Annotated in this window: 19 protein-coding genes; 13 read left to right on the top strand and 6 right to left on the bottom strand. The window is 73.3% G+C overall.

The genetic code is table 11. From position 1 onward, the window contains the following. Positions 1-57: 57 nt before the first annotated feature. Positions 58-924, top strand: a complete 867-nt coding sequence (locus tag ACRAKJ_RS38915; protein WP_438922326.1) for an imine reductase family protein — start codon at positions 58-60, stop codon at positions 922-924. Between the two features lie 10 nt (positions 925-934). Here ACRAKJ_RS38915 and ACRAKJ_RS38910 read toward each other — a convergent pair whose 3' ends face one another. Then, on the bottom strand, positions 935-2,455 hold the full coding sequence (locus ACRAKJ_RS38910) for an alkaline phosphatase D family protein (protein WP_438922327.1): 1,521 nt from the start codon (positions 2,453-2,455) through the stop codon (positions 935-937). A 273-nt stretch (positions 2,456-2,728) separates the two neighbouring features. On the opposite strand from ACRAKJ_RS38910, the gene groES reads away from it, so the two are divergent. Continuing rightward, entirely contained in the window at positions 2,729-3,022 is a 294-nt protein-coding gene (gene groES, locus ACRAKJ_RS38905; protein ID WP_033428811.1) for a co-chaperone GroES, read from the top strand. An 80-nt stretch (positions 3,023-3,102) separates the two neighbouring features. Continuing rightward, complete coding sequence (groL, locus tag ACRAKJ_RS38900; RefSeq protein WP_438922328.1) at positions 3,103-4,725, top strand: chaperonin GroEL; 1,623 nt, start codon at positions 3,103-3,105, stop codon at positions 4,723-4,725. Positions 4,726-4,823: 98 nt separating this feature from the next. Here the strand turns inward: groL and ACRAKJ_RS38895 are convergent, their stop codons facing one another. After that, positions 4,824-5,120: a WhiB family transcriptional regulator gene (locus tag ACRAKJ_RS38895; protein ID WP_438922329.1), complete on the bottom strand. Its 297-nt coding sequence runs from the start codon at positions 5,118-5,120 to the stop codon at positions 4,824-4,826. A gap of 186 nt (positions 5,121-5,306) precedes the next feature. On the opposite strand from ACRAKJ_RS38895, the gene ACRAKJ_RS38890 reads away from it, so the two are divergent. The 5 genes from ACRAKJ_RS38890 (at position 5,307) to ACRAKJ_RS38870 (ending at position 9,856) form a co-directional block, all read left to right on the top strand. Then, the gene (locus ACRAKJ_RS38890; protein WP_438922330.1) at positions 5,307-6,302 is read left to right on the top strand and encodes a MerR family transcriptional regulator; all 996 of its coding nucleotides are present in this window, start codon (positions 5,307-5,309) and stop codon (positions 6,300-6,302) included. A gap of 243 nt (positions 6,303-6,545) precedes the next feature. Beyond that, positions 6,546-7,442 carry a hypothetical protein gene (locus tag ACRAKJ_RS38885; protein WP_438922331.1) on the top strand — a complete coding sequence of 299 codons (897 nt, stop codon included), beginning with the start codon at positions 6,546-6,548 and terminating at the stop codon, positions 7,440-7,442. An 80-nt stretch (positions 7,443-7,522) separates the two neighbouring features. Further along, positions 7,523-8,119 carry a response regulator transcription factor gene (locus tag ACRAKJ_RS38880; protein WP_015805222.1) on the top strand — a complete coding sequence of 199 codons (597 nt, stop codon included), beginning with the start codon at positions 7,523-7,525 and terminating at the stop codon, positions 8,117-8,119. Positions 8,120-8,347: 228 nt separating this feature from the next. Next, complete coding sequence (locus ACRAKJ_RS38875; protein ID WP_438922332.1) at positions 8,348-8,920, top strand: sigma-70 family RNA polymerase sigma factor; 573 nt, start codon at positions 8,348-8,350, stop codon at positions 8,918-8,920. A gap of 36 nt (positions 8,921-8,956) precedes the next feature. After that, positions 8,957-9,856, top strand: coding sequence for an anti-sigma-D factor RsdA (locus tag ACRAKJ_RS38870; protein WP_438922333.1), 900 nt, complete (start codon positions 8,957-8,959; stop codon positions 9,854-9,856). 80 nt (positions 9,857-9,936) lie between these two features. Here the strand turns inward: ACRAKJ_RS38870 and ACRAKJ_RS38865 are convergent, their stop codons facing one another. Further along, the gene (locus ACRAKJ_RS38865) at positions 9,937-10,386 is read right to left on the bottom strand and encodes a DUF5319 domain-containing protein (protein WP_438922334.1); all 450 of its coding nucleotides are present in this window, start codon (positions 10,384-10,386) and stop codon (positions 9,937-9,939) included. Between the two features lie 66 nt (positions 10,387-10,452). Here ACRAKJ_RS38865 and guaB point away from each other — a divergent pair, with 66 nt between their 5' ends. From guaB to ACRAKJ_RS38845, 4 genes are all read left to right on the top strand, one after another. Continuing rightward, positions 10,453-11,964 (top strand): IMP dehydrogenase, encoded by a 1,512-nt coding sequence (gene guaB / locus ACRAKJ_RS38860; protein ID WP_438922335.1) that lies wholly within the window; start codon positions 10,453-10,455, stop codon positions 11,962-11,964. Between the two features lie 60 nt (positions 11,965-12,024). Continuing rightward, a complete protein-coding gene (locus ACRAKJ_RS38855) occupies positions 12,025-13,158 on the top strand; it encodes a GuaB3 family IMP dehydrogenase-related protein (RefSeq protein ID WP_306743583.1) in 1,134 nt (377 codons plus the stop codon). A gap of 108 nt (positions 13,159-13,266) precedes the next feature. Then, on the top strand, positions 13,267-14,988 hold the full coding sequence (locus ACRAKJ_RS38850; RefSeq protein ID WP_438922336.1) for an FAD-dependent oxidoreductase: 1,722 nt from the start codon (positions 13,267-13,269) through the stop codon (positions 14,986-14,988). Positions 14,989-15,055: 67 nt separating this feature from the next. Further along, positions 15,056-16,027, top strand: coding sequence for an MBL fold metallo-hydrolase (locus tag ACRAKJ_RS38845; protein ID WP_438922337.1), 972 nt, complete (start codon positions 15,056-15,058; stop codon positions 16,025-16,027). Here ACRAKJ_RS38845 and ACRAKJ_RS38840 read toward each other — a convergent pair. Together ACRAKJ_RS38840 and ACRAKJ_RS38835 are read right to left on the bottom strand one after the other, a co-directional pair. Then, positions 16,008-17,354: a cytochrome P450 gene (locus ACRAKJ_RS38840; RefSeq protein ID WP_438922338.1), complete on the bottom strand. Its 1,347-nt coding sequence runs from the start codon at positions 17,352-17,354 to the stop codon at positions 16,008-16,010. The two genes, ACRAKJ_RS38845 and ACRAKJ_RS38840, sit on opposite strands and share 20 nt — an antisense overlap. Continuing rightward, positions 17,354-18,145, bottom strand: coding sequence for an SDR family NAD(P)-dependent oxidoreductase (locus tag ACRAKJ_RS38835; protein WP_438922339.1), 792 nt, complete (start codon positions 18,143-18,145; stop codon positions 17,354-17,356). Before ACRAKJ_RS38835 ends, ACRAKJ_RS38840 begins: the two co-directional genes overlap by 1 nt. A gap of 122 nt (positions 18,146-18,267) precedes the next feature. On the opposite strand from ACRAKJ_RS38835, the gene ACRAKJ_RS38830 reads away from it, so the two are divergent. Then, entirely contained in the window at positions 18,268-18,831 is a 564-nt protein-coding gene (locus tag ACRAKJ_RS38830; RefSeq protein WP_438922340.1) for a TetR family transcriptional regulator, read from the top strand. Here the strand turns inward: ACRAKJ_RS38830 and ACRAKJ_RS38825 are convergent. Continuing rightward, entirely contained in the window at positions 18,821-20,266 is a 1,446-nt protein-coding gene (locus ACRAKJ_RS38825; protein WP_438922341.1) for an aldehyde dehydrogenase family protein, read from the bottom strand. The genes ACRAKJ_RS38830 and ACRAKJ_RS38825 overlap by 11 nt on opposite strands. Between the last annotated feature and the right edge of the window lie 22 nt (positions 20,267-20,288).

Here is a 20,288-nt window from a genome sequence, read left to right as displayed (position 1 = left end):
CGGCGACCCCCAGCGGACCGTCGGCGTTCCGTGCGCGGCCCCCGGCACCGTGGCCGCATGACCGACAAGACCCCGTTGACCCTCATCGGCCTCGGCCCCATGGGACAGGCCATGGCCGCGAAGTTCCTGGCGCACGGCCACCCGATCACCCTGTGGAACCGCACCCCGGGCCGCGCCGACGACCTGGTCGCCGCGGGCGCCACCCGTGCCGCCACGGCCGCCGACGCCGTGGCCGCGAACCGGCTCGTCCTGCTCAGCCTCACCGACTACGACGCCGCGCACGCCGTCCTCGACGGGGCGGACCTCGCGGGCCGGGTCGTCGTCAACCTCAGCTCCGACACGCCGGGCAAGACCCTCGGTGCCGCCGCGGACCTCGCCCGGCGGGGGGCCGAACTGCTGGTCGGCGGCGTGATGGTGCCCCCGCCGCTGATCGGCGAGGACGGCGCGTACGCGTTCTACAGCGGCCCGCGCGGGGTGTTCGACCGGTACGCCGACGTGCTGTCGGTGATCGGCAGGCCGGACCACGTCGGCGACGACCACGGCCTCGCCCAGCTGTTCTACCAGGCGCAGCTCGACGTCTTCCTGACCGCGCTGGCGGGCGTCCTGCACGGCTTGGCGCTCGTCGGCACGGCGGGCGTCGCCGCCGAGCGGTTCACGCCCTACCTGCGGGACCTCGTCGGCTCGCTCGGGACCTACCTGGACGAGACGGCGCGCAACGTCGACTCGGGCGAGCACCCCGGCGACCTGGCGAACGTCCTGATGATGGGCGCCACGGCCGCGCACGTCACCGGTGCCGCCGAGGCCGCCGGCCTCGACACCGCGCTGCCCGGGGCGGTCCAGTCGCTCTACGACCGCGCCGTCGCGGCCGGTCGGGGTCGGGACAACTGGACCGCCCTGGTCGACGTGATCAGGGGGAAGGTCTAGCCGGGGTCGGTCAGACGGCGTTCAGGCCGGGGTTGCGGTCCTCCACGACGAACGACCTGAGCGTGGTGGCCTCCGCCCCGGGCGTGCGCACGGACGGCAGCGTGCGGAAGTCGGCCCGCAGCTCCCGCGCGGTGAACTTCGTCCGCACGTACCCGCGCCGCCTGCTGTGCAGCTTGATGTGCGGGTTGAGCCGCAGCTGCACCTCGTCCACGGTGTCGTTGCCGTCGCCGCCGCTGGTCACCGACGTGGTGACCAGCTCGGTGCCGACGGTCCGCGACCCCGCCGGGTCGTTCCAGTCCAGCTTCACGTCGGCCGCGTAGTGCGCGTGCACGTCACCGGTCAGCACGACGGCGTTGCGCACCTTCGCGTCCACCCAGCCGCGGGTGATCCGGTCGCGCGAGGCCAGGTAGCCGTCCCAGGAGTCCATGGACACCTCCTTCTCCGGGCCGTCCTTCCGGTCGCGCTCGGCGAAGAACACCTGCTGGGCGAGGACGTCCCAGCGCGCCCGCGACCGGCGGAACCCGTCGAGCAGCCAGCGCTCCTGCTCGACGCCGGTGATGGTCCTGGTCGGCGCGCCCGCGTCCGCGCACGTCTTCCAGCCGTCGCCGCACGCCTGGTCGTCGCGGTACTGCCGGGTGTCGAGCACGTGGAAGTTCACCAGGCCGCCCCACCCGACGCGCCGGTGGAGCTCCATGTCGATCCCGTTCGGACGGGCGCCCCGGCGCAGCGGCATGTTCTCGTAGTAGGCCCTGAACGCGGCCTCGCGGCGGGCCGCGAACGACGGGTCGGGCTGCTCGGGCACCTCGTCGGCCCAGTTGTTCTCGACCTCGTGGTCGTCCCACACGACGACCCAGGGCGCGACCGAGTGCGCGAGCTGGAGGTCGGCGTCGGTCTTGTACTGGGCGTGCCGCAGCCGGTAGTCGGCGAGCGTGCGCGTCTCCGGGCCGAGCACGGTGCGCACGTCGGTCGCCTTCGCCGCGTACTCGTACTGGTAGTCGCCCAGGTGCAGCACCACGTCCGGGTGATCCTCGGCCATCCGCCGGTAGGCGGTGAAGTAGCCCTCCCCGTAGTGCGCGCAGGACGCGAACGCCATGCTCAGGTCCTGCCCCAGCACCCACGGCTGCGGCGTCGTGCGGGTGCGGCCGACCGGCGACACGTGCCCGTCGACGCGGAAGCGGTAGAAGTACTCGTGGCCGGGCCGCAGGCCGAACGGCTCGACGTGCACGCTGTGCGCCGACTCCGGCCGGGCCACCGCGGTGCCGCGGCGCACCACGCGCCGGAACCGCTCGTCCTCGGCCAGCTCCCAGTGCACCGGCACGACCCGGTCCGGCATCCCGCCGAGGCCGTCCTCGGCCAGGGGGCGCGGGGCGAGGCGCGTCCACAGCACCACGCCGTCGGGGCTCGGGTCGCCCGAGGCGACGCCGAGCGTGAAGGGGTCGTCGAGCTTCGGGTAGCCCGCGCCCGCGGTGGCTCCCGCGACCGCCAGGGCCGCACCGCCGATGAGCAGGGAACGCCGGGTAACGGTGGTCATGCGCCCACCGTTGTCGACGGTGGTGGCGAACGGGTGAACTGGAGCATGACGCCGGAAGTCGAGCGTTCCGCACGTCCGCTTCCCCCCCGTTTCGACGGCGTGGCGCGACCGGTCCCCGGGACGAGTGACAGGGGGTCGTTGAAGCGTTGGCACTCGCATGGGTAGAGTGCTAGATGCACGGCGCCAGCAACCGCCCCGACCCCCGCGACGGCGGGGTGGCAGGAGCCGTAACGCAACCTGCCAACGCTTTCGACGACCGTGGAGGTCAGCCCGGTGAGCGTGAACATCAAGCCGCTCGAGGACAAGATCGTCGTCCAGGCCAGCGAGGCCGAGACCACGACCGCTTCCGGCCTCGTGATCCCGGACACCGCGAAGGAGAAGCCCCAGGAGGGCAAGGTCCTCGCGGTCGGCCCCGGCCGGATCGACGACAAGGGCAACCGCGTCCCGGTGGACGTGGCTGTCGGCGACGTCGTCATCTACTCCAAGTACGGCGGCACCGAGGTCAAGTACAACGGCGAGGAGTACCTCATCCTTTCCGCCCGCGACGTGCTGGCCGTCATCAACTGACGTCCGGCTGTCACGCAAGGCGCCCCGGCGACCCCATGACCGGGGCTACCGGGGCGTTTCGCATCCAGGAGAGGTAAGCAATGCCCAAGCAGATCAGCTTTGACGAGGACGCTCGTCGGGCTCTTGAGCGCGGCGTGAACAAGCTCGCGGACACGGTCAAGGTGACCCTCGGTCCGCGCGGCCGGCACGTGGTGCTCGACAAGAAGTTCGGTGGCCCGACCGTCACCAACGACGGCGTGACCATCGCCCGCGAGATCGAGCTGGACGACGCGTTCGAGAACCTCGGCGCGCAGCTCGCCAAGAGCGTGGCCACCAAGACCAACGACGTCGCGGGTGACGGCACCACCACCGCGACCGTGCTGGCCCAGGCCATGGTCCGGGTCGGCCTGCGCAACGTGGCCGCCGGCGCCAACCCCATGTCGCTCGGCGTCGGCATCCGCGCCGCCGCCGACGCCGTCGTGGACGCCCTCAAGGGCAAGGCCACCCCGGTCAAGGGCCGCGACAACATCGCCCAGGTCGGCACCGTGTCGTCACGCGACGAGTCGATCGGCGCGCTGCTCGGCGAGGCCATCGAGAAGGTCGGCGAGGACGGCGTGATCACCGTCGAGGAGTCCTCCTCGATGGCGACCGAGCTGCAGATCACCGAGGGCGTGCAGTTCGACAAGGGCTACGTGTCGGCGCACTTCGCCACCGACCTCGAAGCCCAGGAGACGGTGTTCGAGGACGCCCGCATCCTGCTGCACCGCGAGAAGATCTCGGCGCTGGCCGACCTGCTCCCGATCCTGGAGAAGGTCGCCGAGGCCGGCAAGCCGCTGGTCATCGTCGCCGAGGACGTCGAGGGCGAGGCGCTGTCCACCCTGGTGGTCAACGCCCTGCGCAAGACCCTGCGCGTCGTCGCGGTCAAGGCGCCGTACTTCGGCGACCGCCGCAAGGCGTTCCTGGACGACCTCGCCGTCGTCACCGGCGGCCAGGTCATCGCGGCCGAGGTGGGCCTGAAGCTGTCCGAGGCCGGTCTCGACGTGCTGGGCTCCGCCCGCCGCGTCGTGGTCTCCAAGGACAACACCACCATCGTCGACGGCGGCGGCACCAAGGCCGACGTGGCGGGTCGCGCGGAGCAGCTGCGCCGCGAGATCGAGGCGACCGACTCCGACTGGGACCGCGAGAAGCTCCAGGAGCGGCTGGCCAAGCTCTCCGGCGGCATCGCGGTCATCAAGGTCGGCGCGGCCACCGAGACCGAGCTCAAGGAGCGCAAGCACCGCATCGAGGACGCCGTCGCGGCGACCAAGGCCGCGGTGGAGGAGGGCATCGTCCCCGGTGGCGGTTCCGCGCTGATCCACGCCGCCAAGGTCCTCGACGGCGGGCTCGGCCTGTCGGGCGACGAGGCGACCGGTGTCGCCATCGTCCGCGAGGCGCTGGGCTCGGCCCTGTTCTGGATCGCCGCGAACGCGGGTCTCGAAGGCGCCGTCGTGGTCAACAAGGTGCGCGAGGGCGACTGGGGCTTCGGCCTCAACGCCGCGACCCTGACCTACGGCGACCTGCTGGAGGCCGGGATCATCGACCCGGTGAAGGTGACCCGCTCCGCGGTCTCCAACGCCGCGTCCATCGCGCGCATGGTGCTCACCACGGAGAGCGCCATCGTGGAGAAGAAGGAGGACGAGCCCGCCTCGGCCGGTCACGGCCACGGTCACGGGCACGGCCACTGAGCAACGACCACCGAGGAACGGCCGCCGGGACCTCCCGGTCGCGTTCCGACGCCGAAGGGCGGCACCCCACGCGGGTGCCGCCCTTCGGCGTTCTTCGGTCAGGCCGGCGTGAGGTGCCTCTTCCGAGCCTTGATGATGCTGTCCCGTTCGGATTCGGAGAGCCCTCCCCAGATCCCGTACGGTTCCTGCACCGCCAGCGCGTGCCGCCGGCACATCTCCAGTACCGGGCACGAGAGGCACACGGCTTTCGCCCTCGCCTCGCGCCGTGCCCTTGCCGGTCCGCGTTCACCGTCCGGGTGGAAGAAGAACGCGCTGTCCATCCCGCGGCACGAGCCGCGCATCTGCCAGTCCCAGAGATCCGCGTTGGGACCGGGAAGCCTTCGGGTGTCCGCCATCGAGACCGCCTCCTTGGCCCATGGCCGTCACTGCTCCATTCGGCTTAACGATGATCCACCGTAGAACCGCGCCAAAACTTGTTCAAGAGGGCGGAGGAGGTATTGGCGGCAATTCATTCGAAGGGTGTTGGAATGAGGTTGAAACCCGGGGTTGCCGGTGACTTCGGGTGAACGCACGATGTCGGTGTGACAACGCCCGCCGACCGGCCCGGACCGACGCCCGAGGGCGAGCGGGAAACCGTTGCGGCAGAGGGCGATCCCGCGCCCCCGCTGACCCTGTCGGTGGCCGCCGTGGCCCGCAGGCTGGGCGTCGCGCCCGCCACGCTCCGTACCTGGGACCGGCGCTACGGCCTCGGACCTGGTGATCACACGACCGGGCGACACCGCAAGTACGGCCCGCACGACGTGGCCCGCCTGGAGCTGATGCGGCGCGCCCTCCAGCGGGGCGCGTCGTCCGCCGAGGCCGCCGAGTACGCCCTCACGGGCGCCGCTCCCACCGGCCCCGCGCCCACCGCTCCCGCTCCCGGCCGGCCCGTCGCCTCGGCTGCCGGACCCGGCCTGCGGCTGCGGGGCGCGAACCGGCGGGCCAGGGGCGTGGGCCGGGCCGTGCTGGCGCTGGACTCGGCGGCCGCGCAGACCCTGCTCGCCGACGCCGTCGAGGCCGACGGCGTGGTCGCGACCTGGAACGAGGTGGTCCGCCCGGTGATGGCCGCCGTCGCCGCCCGCCGGGAGCGGTCGGGCCAGGGCGTCGAGGTGGCGCACCTGCTGGAGGAGTGCGTCCGGGCTGCCCTGGTCCGCGCCACGCCGATCGTCACCGAGCCCCGCAACCACCGGCCGGTGCTGCTGGCGTGCGCCCCGGGCGAGCGGCACGACCTGCCCCTCCACCCCCTCGTCGCCGAACTGTCCCGGCGCGGCGTCGGCGTCCGCCACCTGGGCGCCGCCCTCCCGCTGGACGCCCTGGTCGCCGCCGTCCGCCGCACCGCCCCCGCCGCCGTGGTCGTGTGGGCCCAGCTGTCCCGCTACGCCGACCCGGTCCTGGTCACCGCCCTGCCCCGGACCCGCCAGCAGGTCCGCTTCTTCGCCGGCGGCCCCGGCTGGGCGCGCGCCGCGGTCCCCCGCCCGGCCGAGCGCCTGCCCGACCTGCCCACCGCCGCCGACCGCCTGGAACAAGCGGTCTGCTGACCCACCCCTCCCCCCCTCGAACGCAGAACTCACCCGCCCTGAGCGTTGGACTCACGAGCCCTGAGCGTTGGACTCACGCGTCGCGAGCGTCGGACTCGCGCGAGAGTCGTACGTTCCGGCCCCGCGAGTCCAACGCTCAGGACCCCTGAGTCCTGCGTTCGCGACGGGTGAGTCATGCGCTCGTGACGGGTGAGTCCTGCGCTCGTCGTCGGGACTGTCGGGGGTGGGTTGCAGGATGGGGGAGTGGAACTGAGACGAGCCGCGTTCGGCGACCGGCCCGACGCCGACGTGTGGGCCGGGCTGCGCGGCGGCCCGGAGGAGCGGTGGCTCGCCGCCGTCGCGCTCGGCGGGCGCGGGCACTACGCGGCGGCGGCGTCGGCGCTGGGCGGGCTGGTCCGGGGCGGCGGGCTGTTCGGGTCGCTGGCGGCCTCCGCGCTGGCCTCGCACCGCCGCCAGCTCGGTGGCCACGCCGCCGCGCGCCGCCTCGACGCCGTGGCGCTCGCGACCGCGCCCGCCGCCGGGGGAGCGGAGGACCCCGACGGCGTGGACGCGGCGGGCGCCCGCGCCGACGCGCTGCTCGGCCTGGCGGCGGACGCCCTGGGCGCGGGCAGGCTCGGCGAGGCCCGCCGGCTGCACGCGCGGGTCGAACCGGTGGGCTGGCGCACGCGCGTCCGCCACGCCTGGGTGGCCGCCGAGGTCGAGTTGGCCGGTGGTCACGCGGAGCGAGCCGTTGCTCCGGCCGAGGTGGCCGCGTCACTCGCCCGCGAGGCCGGGGCCCTGCGCCACACCCTCAAGTCGGACCTCGTCCTGGGTACCGCCCTGGTGGTCCTGGGGACCCCCGAAAGCGTTGACAGGGGGACCCGAATGCTGCACTGTGACCTAAATCACACGTACCGAACGGGCCTCCTGTCGTTGTCCTGGCCAGCGGCACTCGTGCTCGCAAACGCCCAGGCAGACCGCACTTCTGCGGATGGCTGGAACATGAGAGATCGTGCGAAAAGCGCTCTGAGCTGCGTGTTGAGACGGGCCGATCCCATTGGCCGACGATTGGCCGAGCGCTCGCCTTGGGTCCCGACATCGCTGCTCCGTTCCGGGGAACCCCCGAACGCAGACCCCGAGGCGAAGTTCTTGACGGATTAAGCACCGGATCGTGTCAAGGTTCGGCCCCTAGCGTCCGATAGGGGATATGGAACGTCACTCGGCTGCAGGAAGGAGTCCCCGTGACCACGGTCCTTATTTGCGACGACCGGCGCAGTGTGCGGGAGGGTCTCACCCGCGTGATGTCGGCTGTCCCCGGGGTTAGCCGCATCGACTGCGTAGCGCACGGTGACGAGTTGTTGGCGCGCTTCTCCAGGCAGCCGGTCGACGTCGTACTGGTGGGAACCCAGCGCGCCGTGCCGACCGGGGTCGAAGCGACCCGGCGACTCGTCTCGGCCAACCCGCAGGCAAACGTCATCGTCTTCGGCGCACCGGACGACGCGGGCAGCATCGCCGCCGCGATCGCCGGCGGGGCCCGCGGGTACCTCCGCTGGGACGCCTCGCGCCCGGAGTTGGTGGCCGCGCTGGCGCACACGCTCGCGAGCACCAGCGTGCCCGCGCCGCGCCAGCCGTCCGACCCGGGCGTGCAGCTGACGGAGCGCGAGCTCCAGGTACTGCGCGGGATGAGCCAGGGCAAGAGCAACGGGCAGATCGGGCGCGAGCTCTACCTGTCCGAGGACACGGTGAAGACGCACGCGCGGCGCTTGTTCCGCAAGCTCGGCGTGCGCGACCGCGCCCAGGCCGTCGCGCACGGCTTCCGGCGCGGCCTCGTCTCGTAGGACGGGTCACACCGGTTCCTCCCTCTTGCCGGCCCGGTCGACGTCATCGTCGCCGGGCCGGCTCGTTGCGCTCGGCGTGTCCGCTGGTCACGCGCGAAGTGCGCACCCGTTGCCCTCCTGAGGGCGGTCGGACCGGTACGGTAGGCGTCACCGGTACGGGCGACGTCGATCGTCCCGTGCCGTTCGTTGTCGGTACGCCTACGCGTAACACCAGGGCTGTTGTCTGCGATGACCAACTTGGGGGACGGACTGGACGCCGAAGTGGGCGCAGCCGTCGATGGCGACCGCCTCGCGATCGAGCGGCTCCTGGCATCCATCCGCCCTCTGGTGGTGCGGTACTGCCGCGCCCGAGTCGGAAGGCAGGAGAGGTCTTTCGCTTCGGCGGACGACGTGGCCCAGGAGGTGTGTCTCGCGGTGCTGACGGCCCTGCCCAGCTATCGCGACCAGGGTCGGCCGTTCTTGGCGTTCGTCTACGGGATCGCCGCGCACAAGGTGGCCGACGCTCATCGCTCCGCAGCCCGGAACCGGTCCGAGCCGGTCCCGGAAGTCCCCGACGCCCCCGAAACGGAGGCGGGCCCGGAACAGCGGGCCATGCAGGGCGAGATGTCCGACCGGATGGCCGTCCTCCTGAAGATCCTTCCGGAGAAGCAGCGGGAGATCCTGCTGCTCCGGGTGGTCGTCGGCCTGTCGGCCGAGGAGACCGCCGATGCGGTCGGGTCCACGCCTGGCGCGGTCCGGGTGGCGCAGCACCGCGCCTTGGCCCGCTTGCGCAAGACGTTGGCGTCGGAGGAGGTGGTCTGAGTGGTTGACCAGCACGGGAAGGGCAACGGAGAAGTCGTGCGCGGACGAGGTGAGAGACCGCCGCAACCTGATGACGCGGTCGTCGGCCCCGGGGACGACCTGGCGGGCATCCGAGCTGATGACGCACTGCTCGACGCGCTCGGCGGGCGCGACACCGAGCAGGCGGACGCGCTCGTCGAGGACGAGCTGAACGCGCTGCTGCTCGCGTGGCGGCGAGAGGTGGACAGCCGCCCGGTGGGCGAGCTGGTCGACACCGACACCGCCGTGGCGACCATCGCCGCGGCACGCCCCCAGCAGCGGGGCAGGCACCGCTTCCTCATCCCCCTCGCGAGCGCCGCGGCCGTGCTGGCCATCGCGTTCACCGGGATGAGCCTGGTCGCCCGGGACGCCCAGCCCGGCGACACGCTCTGGGGCCTGACGAGGGTCCTCTACTCCGACCACGCGCGGTCGGTCGAGGCCGCCGTCACGGTCAAGGGCGACCTGGGCCGGGCGACCGCCGCACTGCGCGAGGGCCGCTACGACGAGGCCGGGGAGATCCTCGACAAGGCGGGGGAGATCCTGAAGTCGGTCTCCGACGACGACAAGGGCGACCTGACCCAGACGCACGAGTCGCTCAAGCAGATGCTGGAGAGCACCGAGCAGACGCCGACGGGCACGCCCCCCTCGCCCGCCCTGTCGACCCAGCCGGTCGCCCCGGTCCCGTCGGCCGACCTGCCGGTCCAGACGACCGTCCCGGCCGAGTCGACCACGACGACCCCGGTGGTGCAGCCCGAGGAGACCACGACCACGACCGTCAGCCCGGACCCCCAGCCGACCGGTGGGTCGAGCGGTGACCCGACGGGCGGGACCGGCGGGACGCGCGGCGAGACGGAGTCGCCGGGCAACTCGGGCCAGTCCCCGGGCGAGGCCGGCACGCAGGACGTCCCGGAGAACTGACCCCGAGCCCGGCTGACCGGGCGGCACGACGAGGTGTGACCGAGCCCGCTCCCCCACGGGGGGCGGGCTTCGTCACACCGTCAGCGGGCGCTCTCGGTCGCGGTGACCCCGTCCGCGTAGCCGCGGCAGTACTCCCAGCTGACGTAGGACGCCGGGTCCGGGTCGTACGCGGGTTCGTGCGGGCGCATCCGACCGTCGGCCAGCAGCTGCTCCAGGCTCGACCGGAGCAGCGCCCAGTCGTGGTAGTGCGGCTCCTGGCACTCGCCGCAGTCGACCACGATCCCGCGCACGGCACGGGGTTCCAGCAGCGCCTGGTAGACGGCGAGGTCGCTGAGGTCGCCGATCAGCTCGGCCCGCTCGTCGTCGTCCATCGGCGGGTGGTCGTGGTCGTGGTCGGGTTCGCCGAGCTCCCTGGCCGGGTCGTCCGGGTCCCCCGCGAACGGGTCTGGTGGCAACGCGTCGTGCGGCACGACCCCGCACGGTACCGGGCGGACCCCCGACCACGTCCAGATACCATGGGCTGAACCCATCGCCGCCTGTGGAAACCCGATCCGCGGCGGCGGGATCACCGCACGACGGAAGGCAAGCCAGCCGCCATGACCAGCGAGCTCAACGCTGACGGAGTCCCGACCAAGTTCGCCATGCTGGGACTGACCTTCGACGACGTACTGCTGCTGCCCGCCGAATCCGAGATCGTGCCGAGCGGTGTGGACACGGCCACCAGGATCTCCCGCAACACCTCGCTCCGGGTCCCGCTGGCCTCGGCCGCCATGGACACCGTGACCGAGGGCCGGATGGCCATCTCGATGGCCCGCCAGGGCGGCATCGGCGTGCTGCACCGCAACCTCTCCGTCGACGAGCAGGCCCGCCAGGTGGAGACGGTCAAGCGCTCCGAGGCGGGCATGGTGAGCGACCCGGTCACCTGCACGCCCGACGACACCATCAAGCACGTGGACGAGCTGTGCGCCCGCTACCGCATCTCCGGCGTGCCGGTGACCGACGCGAGCGGCAAGCTGGTGGGCATCATCACCAACCGCGACATGCGGTTCGAGGTCGACCACTCGCGTCGGGTCAGCGAGGTCATGACCAAGGGCCCGCTGGTCACCGCCCAGGTGGGCGTGTCCGCGGACGCCGCGCTGGGCCTGCTCCGCCGGCACAAGATCGAGAAGCTGCCGATCGTGGACGGCGACGGCAAGCTGCGCGGCCTGATCACGGTCAAGGACTTCGTCAAGACCGAGCAGTACCCGAACGCCTCGAAGGACCCGGACGGCCGGCTGCTGTGCGCCGCCGCGATCGGCGTCGGCGAGGACAGCTTCGCCCGCGCCATGGCGCTCGCCGAGGCGGGCGTGGACGTGATCATGGTCGACACCGCGCACGGCCACCAGCGCAACGTGCTGGAGATGGTCGCCCGGGTGAAGAAGGAGCTGGGCGACGAGGTGGACGTGGTCGGCGGCAACGTCGCCACCCGCGCCGGCGCGCAGGCCCTGGTGGACGCGGGCGCGGACGGCGTGAAGGTCGGCGTCGGCCCCGGCTCCATCTGCACCACGCGCGTCGTGGCGGGCGTGGGCGTGCCGCAGATCACCGCGATCTACGAGGCGAGCCTGGCGTGCGGCCCGGCCGGCGTGCCGGTCATCGGCGACGGCGGCATCCAGTACTCCGGCGACATCGCGAAGGCCATCGCGGCCGGGGCGAGCGCGGTCATGCTGGGCAGCCTGCTGGCGGGCACCGCGGAGGCGCCGGGCGAGCTGGTGCTGGTCAACGGCAAGCAGTTCAAGACCTACCGGGGCATGGGCTCGCTGGCCGCGCTCCAGGGCCGCGGCCAGGGCAAGTCGTACTCGAAGGACCGCTACTTCCAGGACGACGTGCTGTCCGAGGACAAGCTGGTGCCCGAGGGCATCGAGGGCCGCACGCCGTTCCGCGGGCCGCTGTCCACGGTCGTGCACCAGCTCACCGGCGGCCTGCGCGCCGCGATGGGCTACACCGGCTCCCGGACGATCGCCGACCTCCAGCAGAAGCAGCTGGTGCGGATCACGGCGGCCGGCCTGAAGGAGAGCCACCCGCACGACATCACCATGACCGTCGAGGCGCCGAACTACACGACCCGCTGAACCGGGCGGTGCTGAGCTAAGGTCCACTGGTTCTGCTGGTTCCACGGAAGGACGACTGAGGTGCGCGATCTGGTCGAGATCGGCATGGGCCGGACCGCGAGGCGGGCCTACGAGCTGGACGACGTCGAGATCATCCCGTCCCGGAGGACCCGGTCCTCGAAGGACGTCTCGACGGCGTGGCAGATCGACGCCTACCGGTTCGAGATCCCGCTGATCACCCACCCGACCGACGCCATCGTGTCGCCGGGCACGGCGGTCGCGATCGGCGAGCTGGGCGGCCTGGGCGTCCTCAACGCGGAGGGCCTGTGGGCCCGGCACGGCGACGTGGAGGAGGCGCTGTTCCGCCTGGTGCAGTCGGTGGAGGACACCGACGACCCGGCCGCGCCGGTCAGGGTGCTCCAGGAGCTGCACTCCGCCCCGGTCCGGATGGACCTGATCGCCGAGGCGATCAAGCAGGTGCGCGAGTCGGGCGTGACGGTCGCGGTGCGGGTCAGCCCGCAGCGGGCCGCCGAGCTGACCCCGGACCTGCTGGCGGCGGGCGTGGAGGTGCTGGTCGTGCAGGGCACGATCATCTCCGCGGAGCACGTGTCGCGCGACGGGGAGCCGCTGAACCTGAAGTCGTTCATCGCGGACCTGGACGTGCCGGTCATCGCGGGCGGCGTCGGCGACTACCGGACCGCGATGCACCTGATGCGCACGGGCGCGGCGGGCGTGATCGTCGGCTACGGCTACACGCCGGGCGTGACGACGACGGACGCGGTGCTGGGCATCGGCGTGCCGATGGCCACGGCCATCGCGGACGCCGCCGCCGCGCGCCGGGACTACCTGGACGAGACCGGTGGCCGGTACGTGCACGTGATCGCCGACGGCGGCGTGCTGACCAGCGGTGACGTGGCGAAGTCGATCGCCTGCGGCGCGGACGCGGTGATGCTGGGCGAGCCGCTGGCCGCCGCGGCGGAGGCGCCCGCGCAGGGCCTGTACTGGACGGCGGCGTCGGCGCACCCCTCGGTGCCGCGCAGCCACGTGTCGACGGGCGTGGACCAGGTCGTGGACCTGCGCAGCCTGCTGTTCGGTCCGTCGGTGGACCCGCGGGGCGTGACGAACCTGTTCGGCTCGCTGCGCCGGGCGATGGCCAAGACGGGCTACTCCGACCTGAAGGAGTTCCAGAAGGTCGGCCTGACGATCCGCGGCTGACCGGTCGTGCGCGGAGGGCCTCCGCTCCGGCGGGGGCCCTTTCGCGTGCGGGCGTCTGAACCGATTGAGAACTAGCTGTTACCGGAAGTTACGCCTAACCTCGCGGGCATGGGTGAACTCGCCGGTAACAACACCGACTTCGACGTCGTGGTCGTGGGCTCTGGCTTCGGCGGCAGCGTCGCCGCGCTCAGGCTGGTCGAGAAGGGCTACCGGGTGGCCGTCGTCGAGGCCGGTCGCCGGTTCGCCGACGACGAGTTCGCCACGACGTCGTGGAACCTGCGCCGCTACCTGTGGGCGCCCGCCCTGGGCTGCTACGGCATCCAGCGCATCCACGCCCTGCGCAACGTGATGGTGCTGGCGGGCTCCGGCGTCGGCGGCGGGTCCCTCGTCTACGCCAACACGCTGTACCGGCCGCTCAAGCCGTTCTACCAGGACCGCCAGTGGGCGCACATCACCGACTGGGAGTCCGAGCTGGCGCCGTTCTACGACCAGGCGTCGCGGGTGCTCGGCGTCGTGGAGAACCCGACCACCACGCCGTCGGACGTGGTGATGCAGCAGGTCGCGGCCGAGATGGGCGTGGCCGACACCTACCACCCGACGCCGGTCGGCGTGTACTTCGGCGAGCCCGGCCGACGGGCCGAGGACCCGTACTTCGGCGGCGCGGGACCCGCCCGGACCGGCTGCACCCAGTGCGGCGCGTGCATGTCCGGCTGCCGGGTCGGCGCGAAGAACACCCTGGTCAAGAACTACCTGTACCTGGCCGAGCGGAACGGGGCCACCGTGCTGCCGCTCACCACCGTCACCGACCTGCGGCAGGCGCCGGACGGCACGTGGGCGGTGGACACCCGGCGCACGGGCGCCAAGGTCCGCCGGGGCCGCCGCACGATCACCGCCGGACAGGTCGTGCTGGCCGCCGGCACGTGGGGCACCCAGCAGCTGCTGCACCGGATGAAGGCCACCGGCGCGCTGCCGGGGCTGTCGCCGAGGCTGGGCGAGCTGACCCGGACCAACTCCGAGGCGATCATCGGCGCGGGCCGGTTCACCGTGGACGAGGAGCGGAACTTCAGCCGGGGCGTGGCGATCACCTCGTCCATCCACCCGGACGAGCAGACCCACGTCGAGCCGGTGCGGTACGGCCGGGGCAGCAACGTCATGGGGCTGCTCCAGACGCTGGCCACGGACGGCGCGAAGTCCACGCCGCGCATCCTCCAGTTCCTGGTGCAGGCGGTCCGCCACCCGGTCCGCCTGGCGCGGCTGCTGTCCGTGCACCGGTGGAGCGAGCGGACGGTGATCCTGCTGGTGATGCAGAGCCTGGACAACTCGATCACCACGTACAGCCGCAAAGGGCTGTTCGGCCGCCGCGGGCTGTCGTCGAAGCAGGGGCACGGCGAGCCGAACCCGACGTTCATCCCGGCCGGGCACGAGGCGAACACGCGGGCGGCGAGGATCATCGGCGGCATCGCGGGCGGCACCTGGGGCGAGCTGGTCAACATCCCCCTCACCGCCCACTTCATCGGCGGCTGCCCCATCGGCTCCGACCCGGCGGCGGGCGTCATCGACCCGTACCACCGCGCCTGGGGCTACCCGACCCTGTCGGTCGTCGACGGGGCCGCGATCTCGGCCAACCTGGGCGTCAACCCGTCCCTCACCATCACCGCGCAGGCCGAGCGCGCGTTCTCGCTCTGGCCGAACAAGGGCGAACCGGACCGGCGCCCGGCGCAGGGGGAGGGGTACCGGCGGATCGCCCCCGTGGCGCCGAAGGCCCCCGCCGTCCCCGCGCACGCGCCGGGCGCGCTGCGGTTGCCGGTCGTGGAGGTCAGGACGTCCTGAGGGCCCGCTGACCGGCCCGTCAACGGGCAATCACTCGGTGTGACCGGAACACCCCTATGGTGGGGGTGTGGCCCCGCTCGCGCCCGACCCCGCGGACGGGGTCCTCGTCGAACTGGCCGAGGGCGTCTACGCCCTCACCGCCGAGGATCACCCGAACGTGGGTGCCGTCGAGGGGGAGGACTTCCTGGTCTGCGTGGACGCCCGCGCCACGCCGGGCGCCACCCGCCGCTGGCTCGACGTGCTGCGCCGGCGCACCGGCAAACCGGTCCGCCACCTCGTCCTGACCCACTACCACGCGGTGCGGGCGCTGGGCGCCCCCGCGTTCGGCGCGCGCGAGGTCGTCGCGCACGAGAACACCCGCGCGCTGATCGCCGAACGCGGTCGCGCGGACCGGGAGCGGGCGCGGGCCCGGTCGCCCCGGCTGTTCGGGGACCCCGGCGGCGTCCCCGACCTGACCTGGCCGACCCTGACGTTCTCCGACCGGCTGACCATCCCGCTCGGCGGTGACCGGGGCGTGGTCGAGCTGCGGCACGCCGGTCGCGGGCACACCGCGGGCGACGCGGTGGTGTGGCTGCCGCACCAGCGCGTCCTGTTCGCGGGCGACCTGGTGGAGCCGCACGCCGCGCCGTGCGGCGGGGAGGCGTTCCACGACGAGTGGGCCACCTCGACCCTCGACCGGGTGGCGGCGCTGGGCGCGGAGCAGCTCGTCGGCGGGCGGGGCGCGCCCGCGCGGGACAGGGCCGAGGTGGAGGCGGCCGTCGCCCGGTCCCGCCGCTACCTGGACGGGCTGCGCCGCACCGTCGGCACGGCGCACGTCTCCGGCGGCTCGGTGCGCGACGCGTACGAGGCCGCGCGCGCCGCGCTCGCCCCGCGCTACGGCCGGTGGCCGGGGTTCGAGCACGGCCTGCCGTTCGACGTGCAGCGCTACTGGGACGAGTGCGACGGCGTGGACTGGCCGCGGATCTGGACCGCCGAGCACGAGCGCGAGGTGCTGGCCGCCCTCCGCGGCCCGGACCGCCTCAGCGGCGACGGGGCGTGAGCGTGAACCCCTCGGGCTTGAGCGTCAACGTCTCCGCGACCCGCAGCCGGTAGTCCGGCGACCCCACGAGGTCGTAGCGGCGCAGCAGCGTGCCCAGCGCCAGCGTGGCCTCGTGCACCGCGAACTGCCGCCCGATGCACGCCCGCTCACCCGTCCCGAACGGCTTGTAGACGTGCGCGGGCCGGGCGCGGACCCGCTCGGGCGCGAACCGGTCCGGGTCGAACTCCTCCGGCGACGGCCACACCGCGGGGTCGCGGTGCAGCAGCGGCAGCAGCACGAGCGCCCAGTGGCCGGCCTTCATCGGGTACCGCCCGCCCAGCACGGTGTCGTGCCGCGCCTGGCGCGCGAACGCGGGCGCGGTCGGCCACAGCCGCAGCGCCTCGTCGAGCACCCGCCGCACGTACCGCAGCTTCGCGACCTGCTCGAACTCCGGGACCTCCGCCGAGCCCCACACCGCGTCGACCTCGGCGCGCGCCCGGTCCGCCACCGCCGGGTCGCGCGCCAGGTAGTGCAGGGCGAACGACAGCGCGCCGGACGTCGTCTCGTGCCCGGCGACGAGGAACGTGATCACCTGGTTGCGGATGTTCACCTCGTCCAGCGCGCCGGAGCCCAGCATCAGCGCCAGCAGGTCCGCGCCGCCCTTCCCGCGCCGCGCCCGGATCACCTCGTCCACCACCTCGGCGAGGTACGCGAGGTCGCGCCGGTACCGCTCCGCCGCCCGCGCGCCGAACAGCTTGCGCACCAGCGGGAACGTGAAGCCCTTGCGCTGCGCGTACCGCAGCGAGCCGGTCATGGCGCTCACGAACGGGTGCGCGCCGGTCCGCTCGAACGAGTCGAAGGAGTACCCGAACCCGACCCGGCCGATGGTCTCCAGCGTCAGCGCGGTCATGTCCGCCGACACGTCCACGGGTCCGCCGCGGTCCCACTTCGCCACCAGCCGCGAGGTCACGTCGACCATCGTCGGGTGGTAGCCGCGCATCGCGGCCTGGGTGAACCCGGGCAGCAGCACGTCGTGCGCCGCCCTCCAGTTCGGCTCCTCGTTGTAGGCGGTGAACAGCCCGTCGCCGCCGATGTCGCGCAGCGCCTCCACGCCCACGCCCAGGTGCTTGGTGAACCGCGCCTCGTCGGCCAGGTCGGCGGCCAGCGCCGCGCCGCCGACGAACACGATCTCCCGGTCGAGGAACTTGCGGGCGAAGATCGGTCCCAGCTCGCGGCCGTGCCGCATCGAGTCCTGCACGGGCGCGCGGAGGTCCAGGCCCACCACGTCGCCGAGGACCGGCACCCGCCAGCGCGGGTGGGGGAGCGCCGGGGCGGCCGGGCCCGCCATCAGCGCTTCGCCCGGTTCGGGCCGGCCATGCGGCGCTGCATCTCGCCGGTGGCCAACCGGCGCTGCAACCACGACGAGAACGCCGGGAACGTCCCGCCCAGCGCGGCGGCGGCCTTCAGCTCCGGCGGCGCCACGGTGACCTCGGCCAGGTCCCGGGTGATCGAGGCGAGCACGGCGTCCGCGACCTGCTCCGGCGACACGGTCCGCACGCCCTTGGGCGCCACGCCGCCCGCCTCGACGAACATGCCGGCGTCGCGCACCACGCCCGGCTCCACGACCGAGACGCCGACGCCGGTGCCGCGCAGGTCCTCGCGCAGCCCGAGGCTGAAGCCGCGCAGGCCGAACTTGGACGCGTTGTAGAGCGCGGAGTAGGCGCTCGCGACCTTGCCCGCGAGCGAGCCGATGTGCACGACGTGGCCGTGCCCGCGCGCCACCATCCCCGGCACGAGGGCGTGGGTGAGGGTGATCGGCGCTTCGAGGTTGACCGCGAGCGCGCGCTTGACCTGCTCCGGCGTGAAGTCGAGGACCGGGCCGTTGGCGGGCAGCGCGGCGTTGGCGACGAGCACGTCCACCTCGCCCGCCTCCTCGGCCAGCCGGGTCACGTCGGCCGGGTCGGCGAGGTCCGCGACGACGACGCGGGCGCCGGTCGCGTCGGCGACCCGCTCCAGCTCGGCGACCCGGCGGCCGGTGAGCACGAGCGTCGCGCCCTCGTCGGCCAGGCGGCGGGCGATGGCCTGCCCGAGCCCGCCGGAGGCGCCGGTGACCAGCGCGGTCATTCCCCTGACGTGCATTGACCCTCCCCGAGACGTATTGTTCGTTCGAACGAACAGTATCACCGGCGGTGTTCGGCGGGGAGCGGGAGCGATCCGGCGGGCGCGCGGGGGGACACCGGGCGGCAGGGGAGAATGGCGCTATGACCAAGCCCGTCGAAACCCGGCAGCGGATCGTCGGCGCCGTGCTGCGGATCATCGGCGAGGACGGCGTCGCCGGCGTGACCAACCGGCGCATCGCCCAGGAGGCGGGCGTCTCGCTCGGCTCGATCACCTACCACTTCGCCACGCAGCAGGACCTGCTGCGGGAGAGCATGCGGCACTTCGTCGCCGAGGAGACGCGCCGGTTCGCCGACCTGGCGCGGGAGAACCAGGCCGGGTGCGCCGACCTGGAGCAGGTCGTCGAGGTGGTGTGCCAGGTCGGCGAGGCGACCCCGGCGGACAGCGACCGGATCGCCCCCTACGAGCTGTACCTGCACGCCGGGCGCGACCCGGAGCTGCGCGCCGCCGCCGCCGAGTGCTTCGCCGCGTACGACGAGCTGGCCTCGACCGTGCTCGCCTCCATCGGCGTCGAGGTCGCCGACGAGGTCGCCGGGGCCGTCGTCGCCATGGTGATGGGGCTCAAGCTGCGGGCCCTGTCCACCGGCTCCGACCCCGGCGCGCTCGTCGACGGCCTCGTGGCCGTCGCCAAGGCGCTCACACGGTGATGCCGGTGAGCACCATCGTGCGCTCCTCGGTGAAGTCCTCCATCGCCGACCGCACGCCCTCGCGGCCCGTGCCCGAGCCCTTCACGCCGCCGTACGGCATCTGGTCGGCCCGGTAGGACGGCACGTCGCCGATGATCACGCCGCCGACCTCCAGCTCGGCCGCCGCCTCGAAGGCGACCGCCACGTCACGGGTGAACACACCGGCCTGCAACCCGTAGTCGGTGGCGTTGGCCTGCTCGAACGCCTCCGCGACCGAGTCCACCACGGACACCGCGAGCACCGGCCCGAACACCTCCTGGTGCCACAGCTTCGCCGTCTCCGGCACGTCCTGCACCACGGTCGGCTCGACCGTGGTGCCGGTGCGCCCGCCGCCCACGTGCAGGGTCGCCCCGCCCGCGACGGCCTCGGCCACCCACTCCTCGACCCGGCGCGCGTTGTCCTCGTCGATCAGCGGCCCGACCTCGACCTCGGGGTCGTGCGGGTCGCCGGTCCGCAGCGACCGCACGGCCGCCACCAGCTTCGGCACGAACTCGTCCGCCACGTCCCGGTGCACGATCACCCGCTGCACGGCGATGCACGACTGCCCGGCCTGGTAGTTGCCGAACGTGGCGATCCGCGAGGCCGCGAGGTCCAGGTCCGGCCAGTCCGGGCACACGACGGCCGCCGAGTTCGACCCCAGCTCCATCACGACGTGCTTGCGCGGCGCGTCGTCCATCAGCGACCAGCCGACCGAGGTCGAGCCGGTGAACGAGATGACCGGCAGCCGCTCGTCGGTCACCAGCGACTTCATGTCGCCGCCGCGCACCGGCAGCACGGAGAACGCGCCCTCGGGCAGGTCGGTCGCCGCCAGCAGCTCGCCGAGCAGCAGCGCGGACAGCGGCGTCGCCGACGCGGGCTTCACGATCACCGGCGCGCCGACCGCCAGCGCGGGCGCGACCTTGTGCGCCACCAGGTTCAGCGGGAAGTTGAACGGCGCCACGGCCAGCACGGGGCCGCGCGGCACCCGGCGCACGAGGGCCAGCCGCCCCTCGCCGTTCGGGTCGGTGTCGAGGCGCTGGAGGTCGCCGGTGAACCGGCGGGCCTCCTCGGCGGCGAACCGGAACGTGTTCACGGCCCGCTGGACCTCGATCTCCGCCCACCGCAGCGGCTTGCCGTTCTCCGCCGTGATCGTCTCGGCGATCTCCTCGGCGCGCTCGGCCAACGCTTCGGAAACCTGCACCAGCGCGGTGGCACGGACGTGCGCCGGCGTGCGCCGGAACTCCTTGGCGACGGCCGCCGCGGCGGCCACGGCCCGCTCCACCTGATCGGGTCCCGGCACCGCGACCGACGCCACCTCCGTGCCGTCGAACGGGTGGAAGACGGTGATGGCCCGCACGCCCTGCTCGGCGTGTCCGGCGATCCAGCAGGGCCTCGGCTCGGGGGTGGTCGCGTCCATGGGCCACACCGTATGCCCGTCC

It is taken from the genome of Saccharothrix sp. DSM 118769 (genome assembly GCF_052936295.1).
Note: the sequence above shows the minus strand (reverse complement) of the source record. Positions and strands in the feature narration are given on the sequence as shown.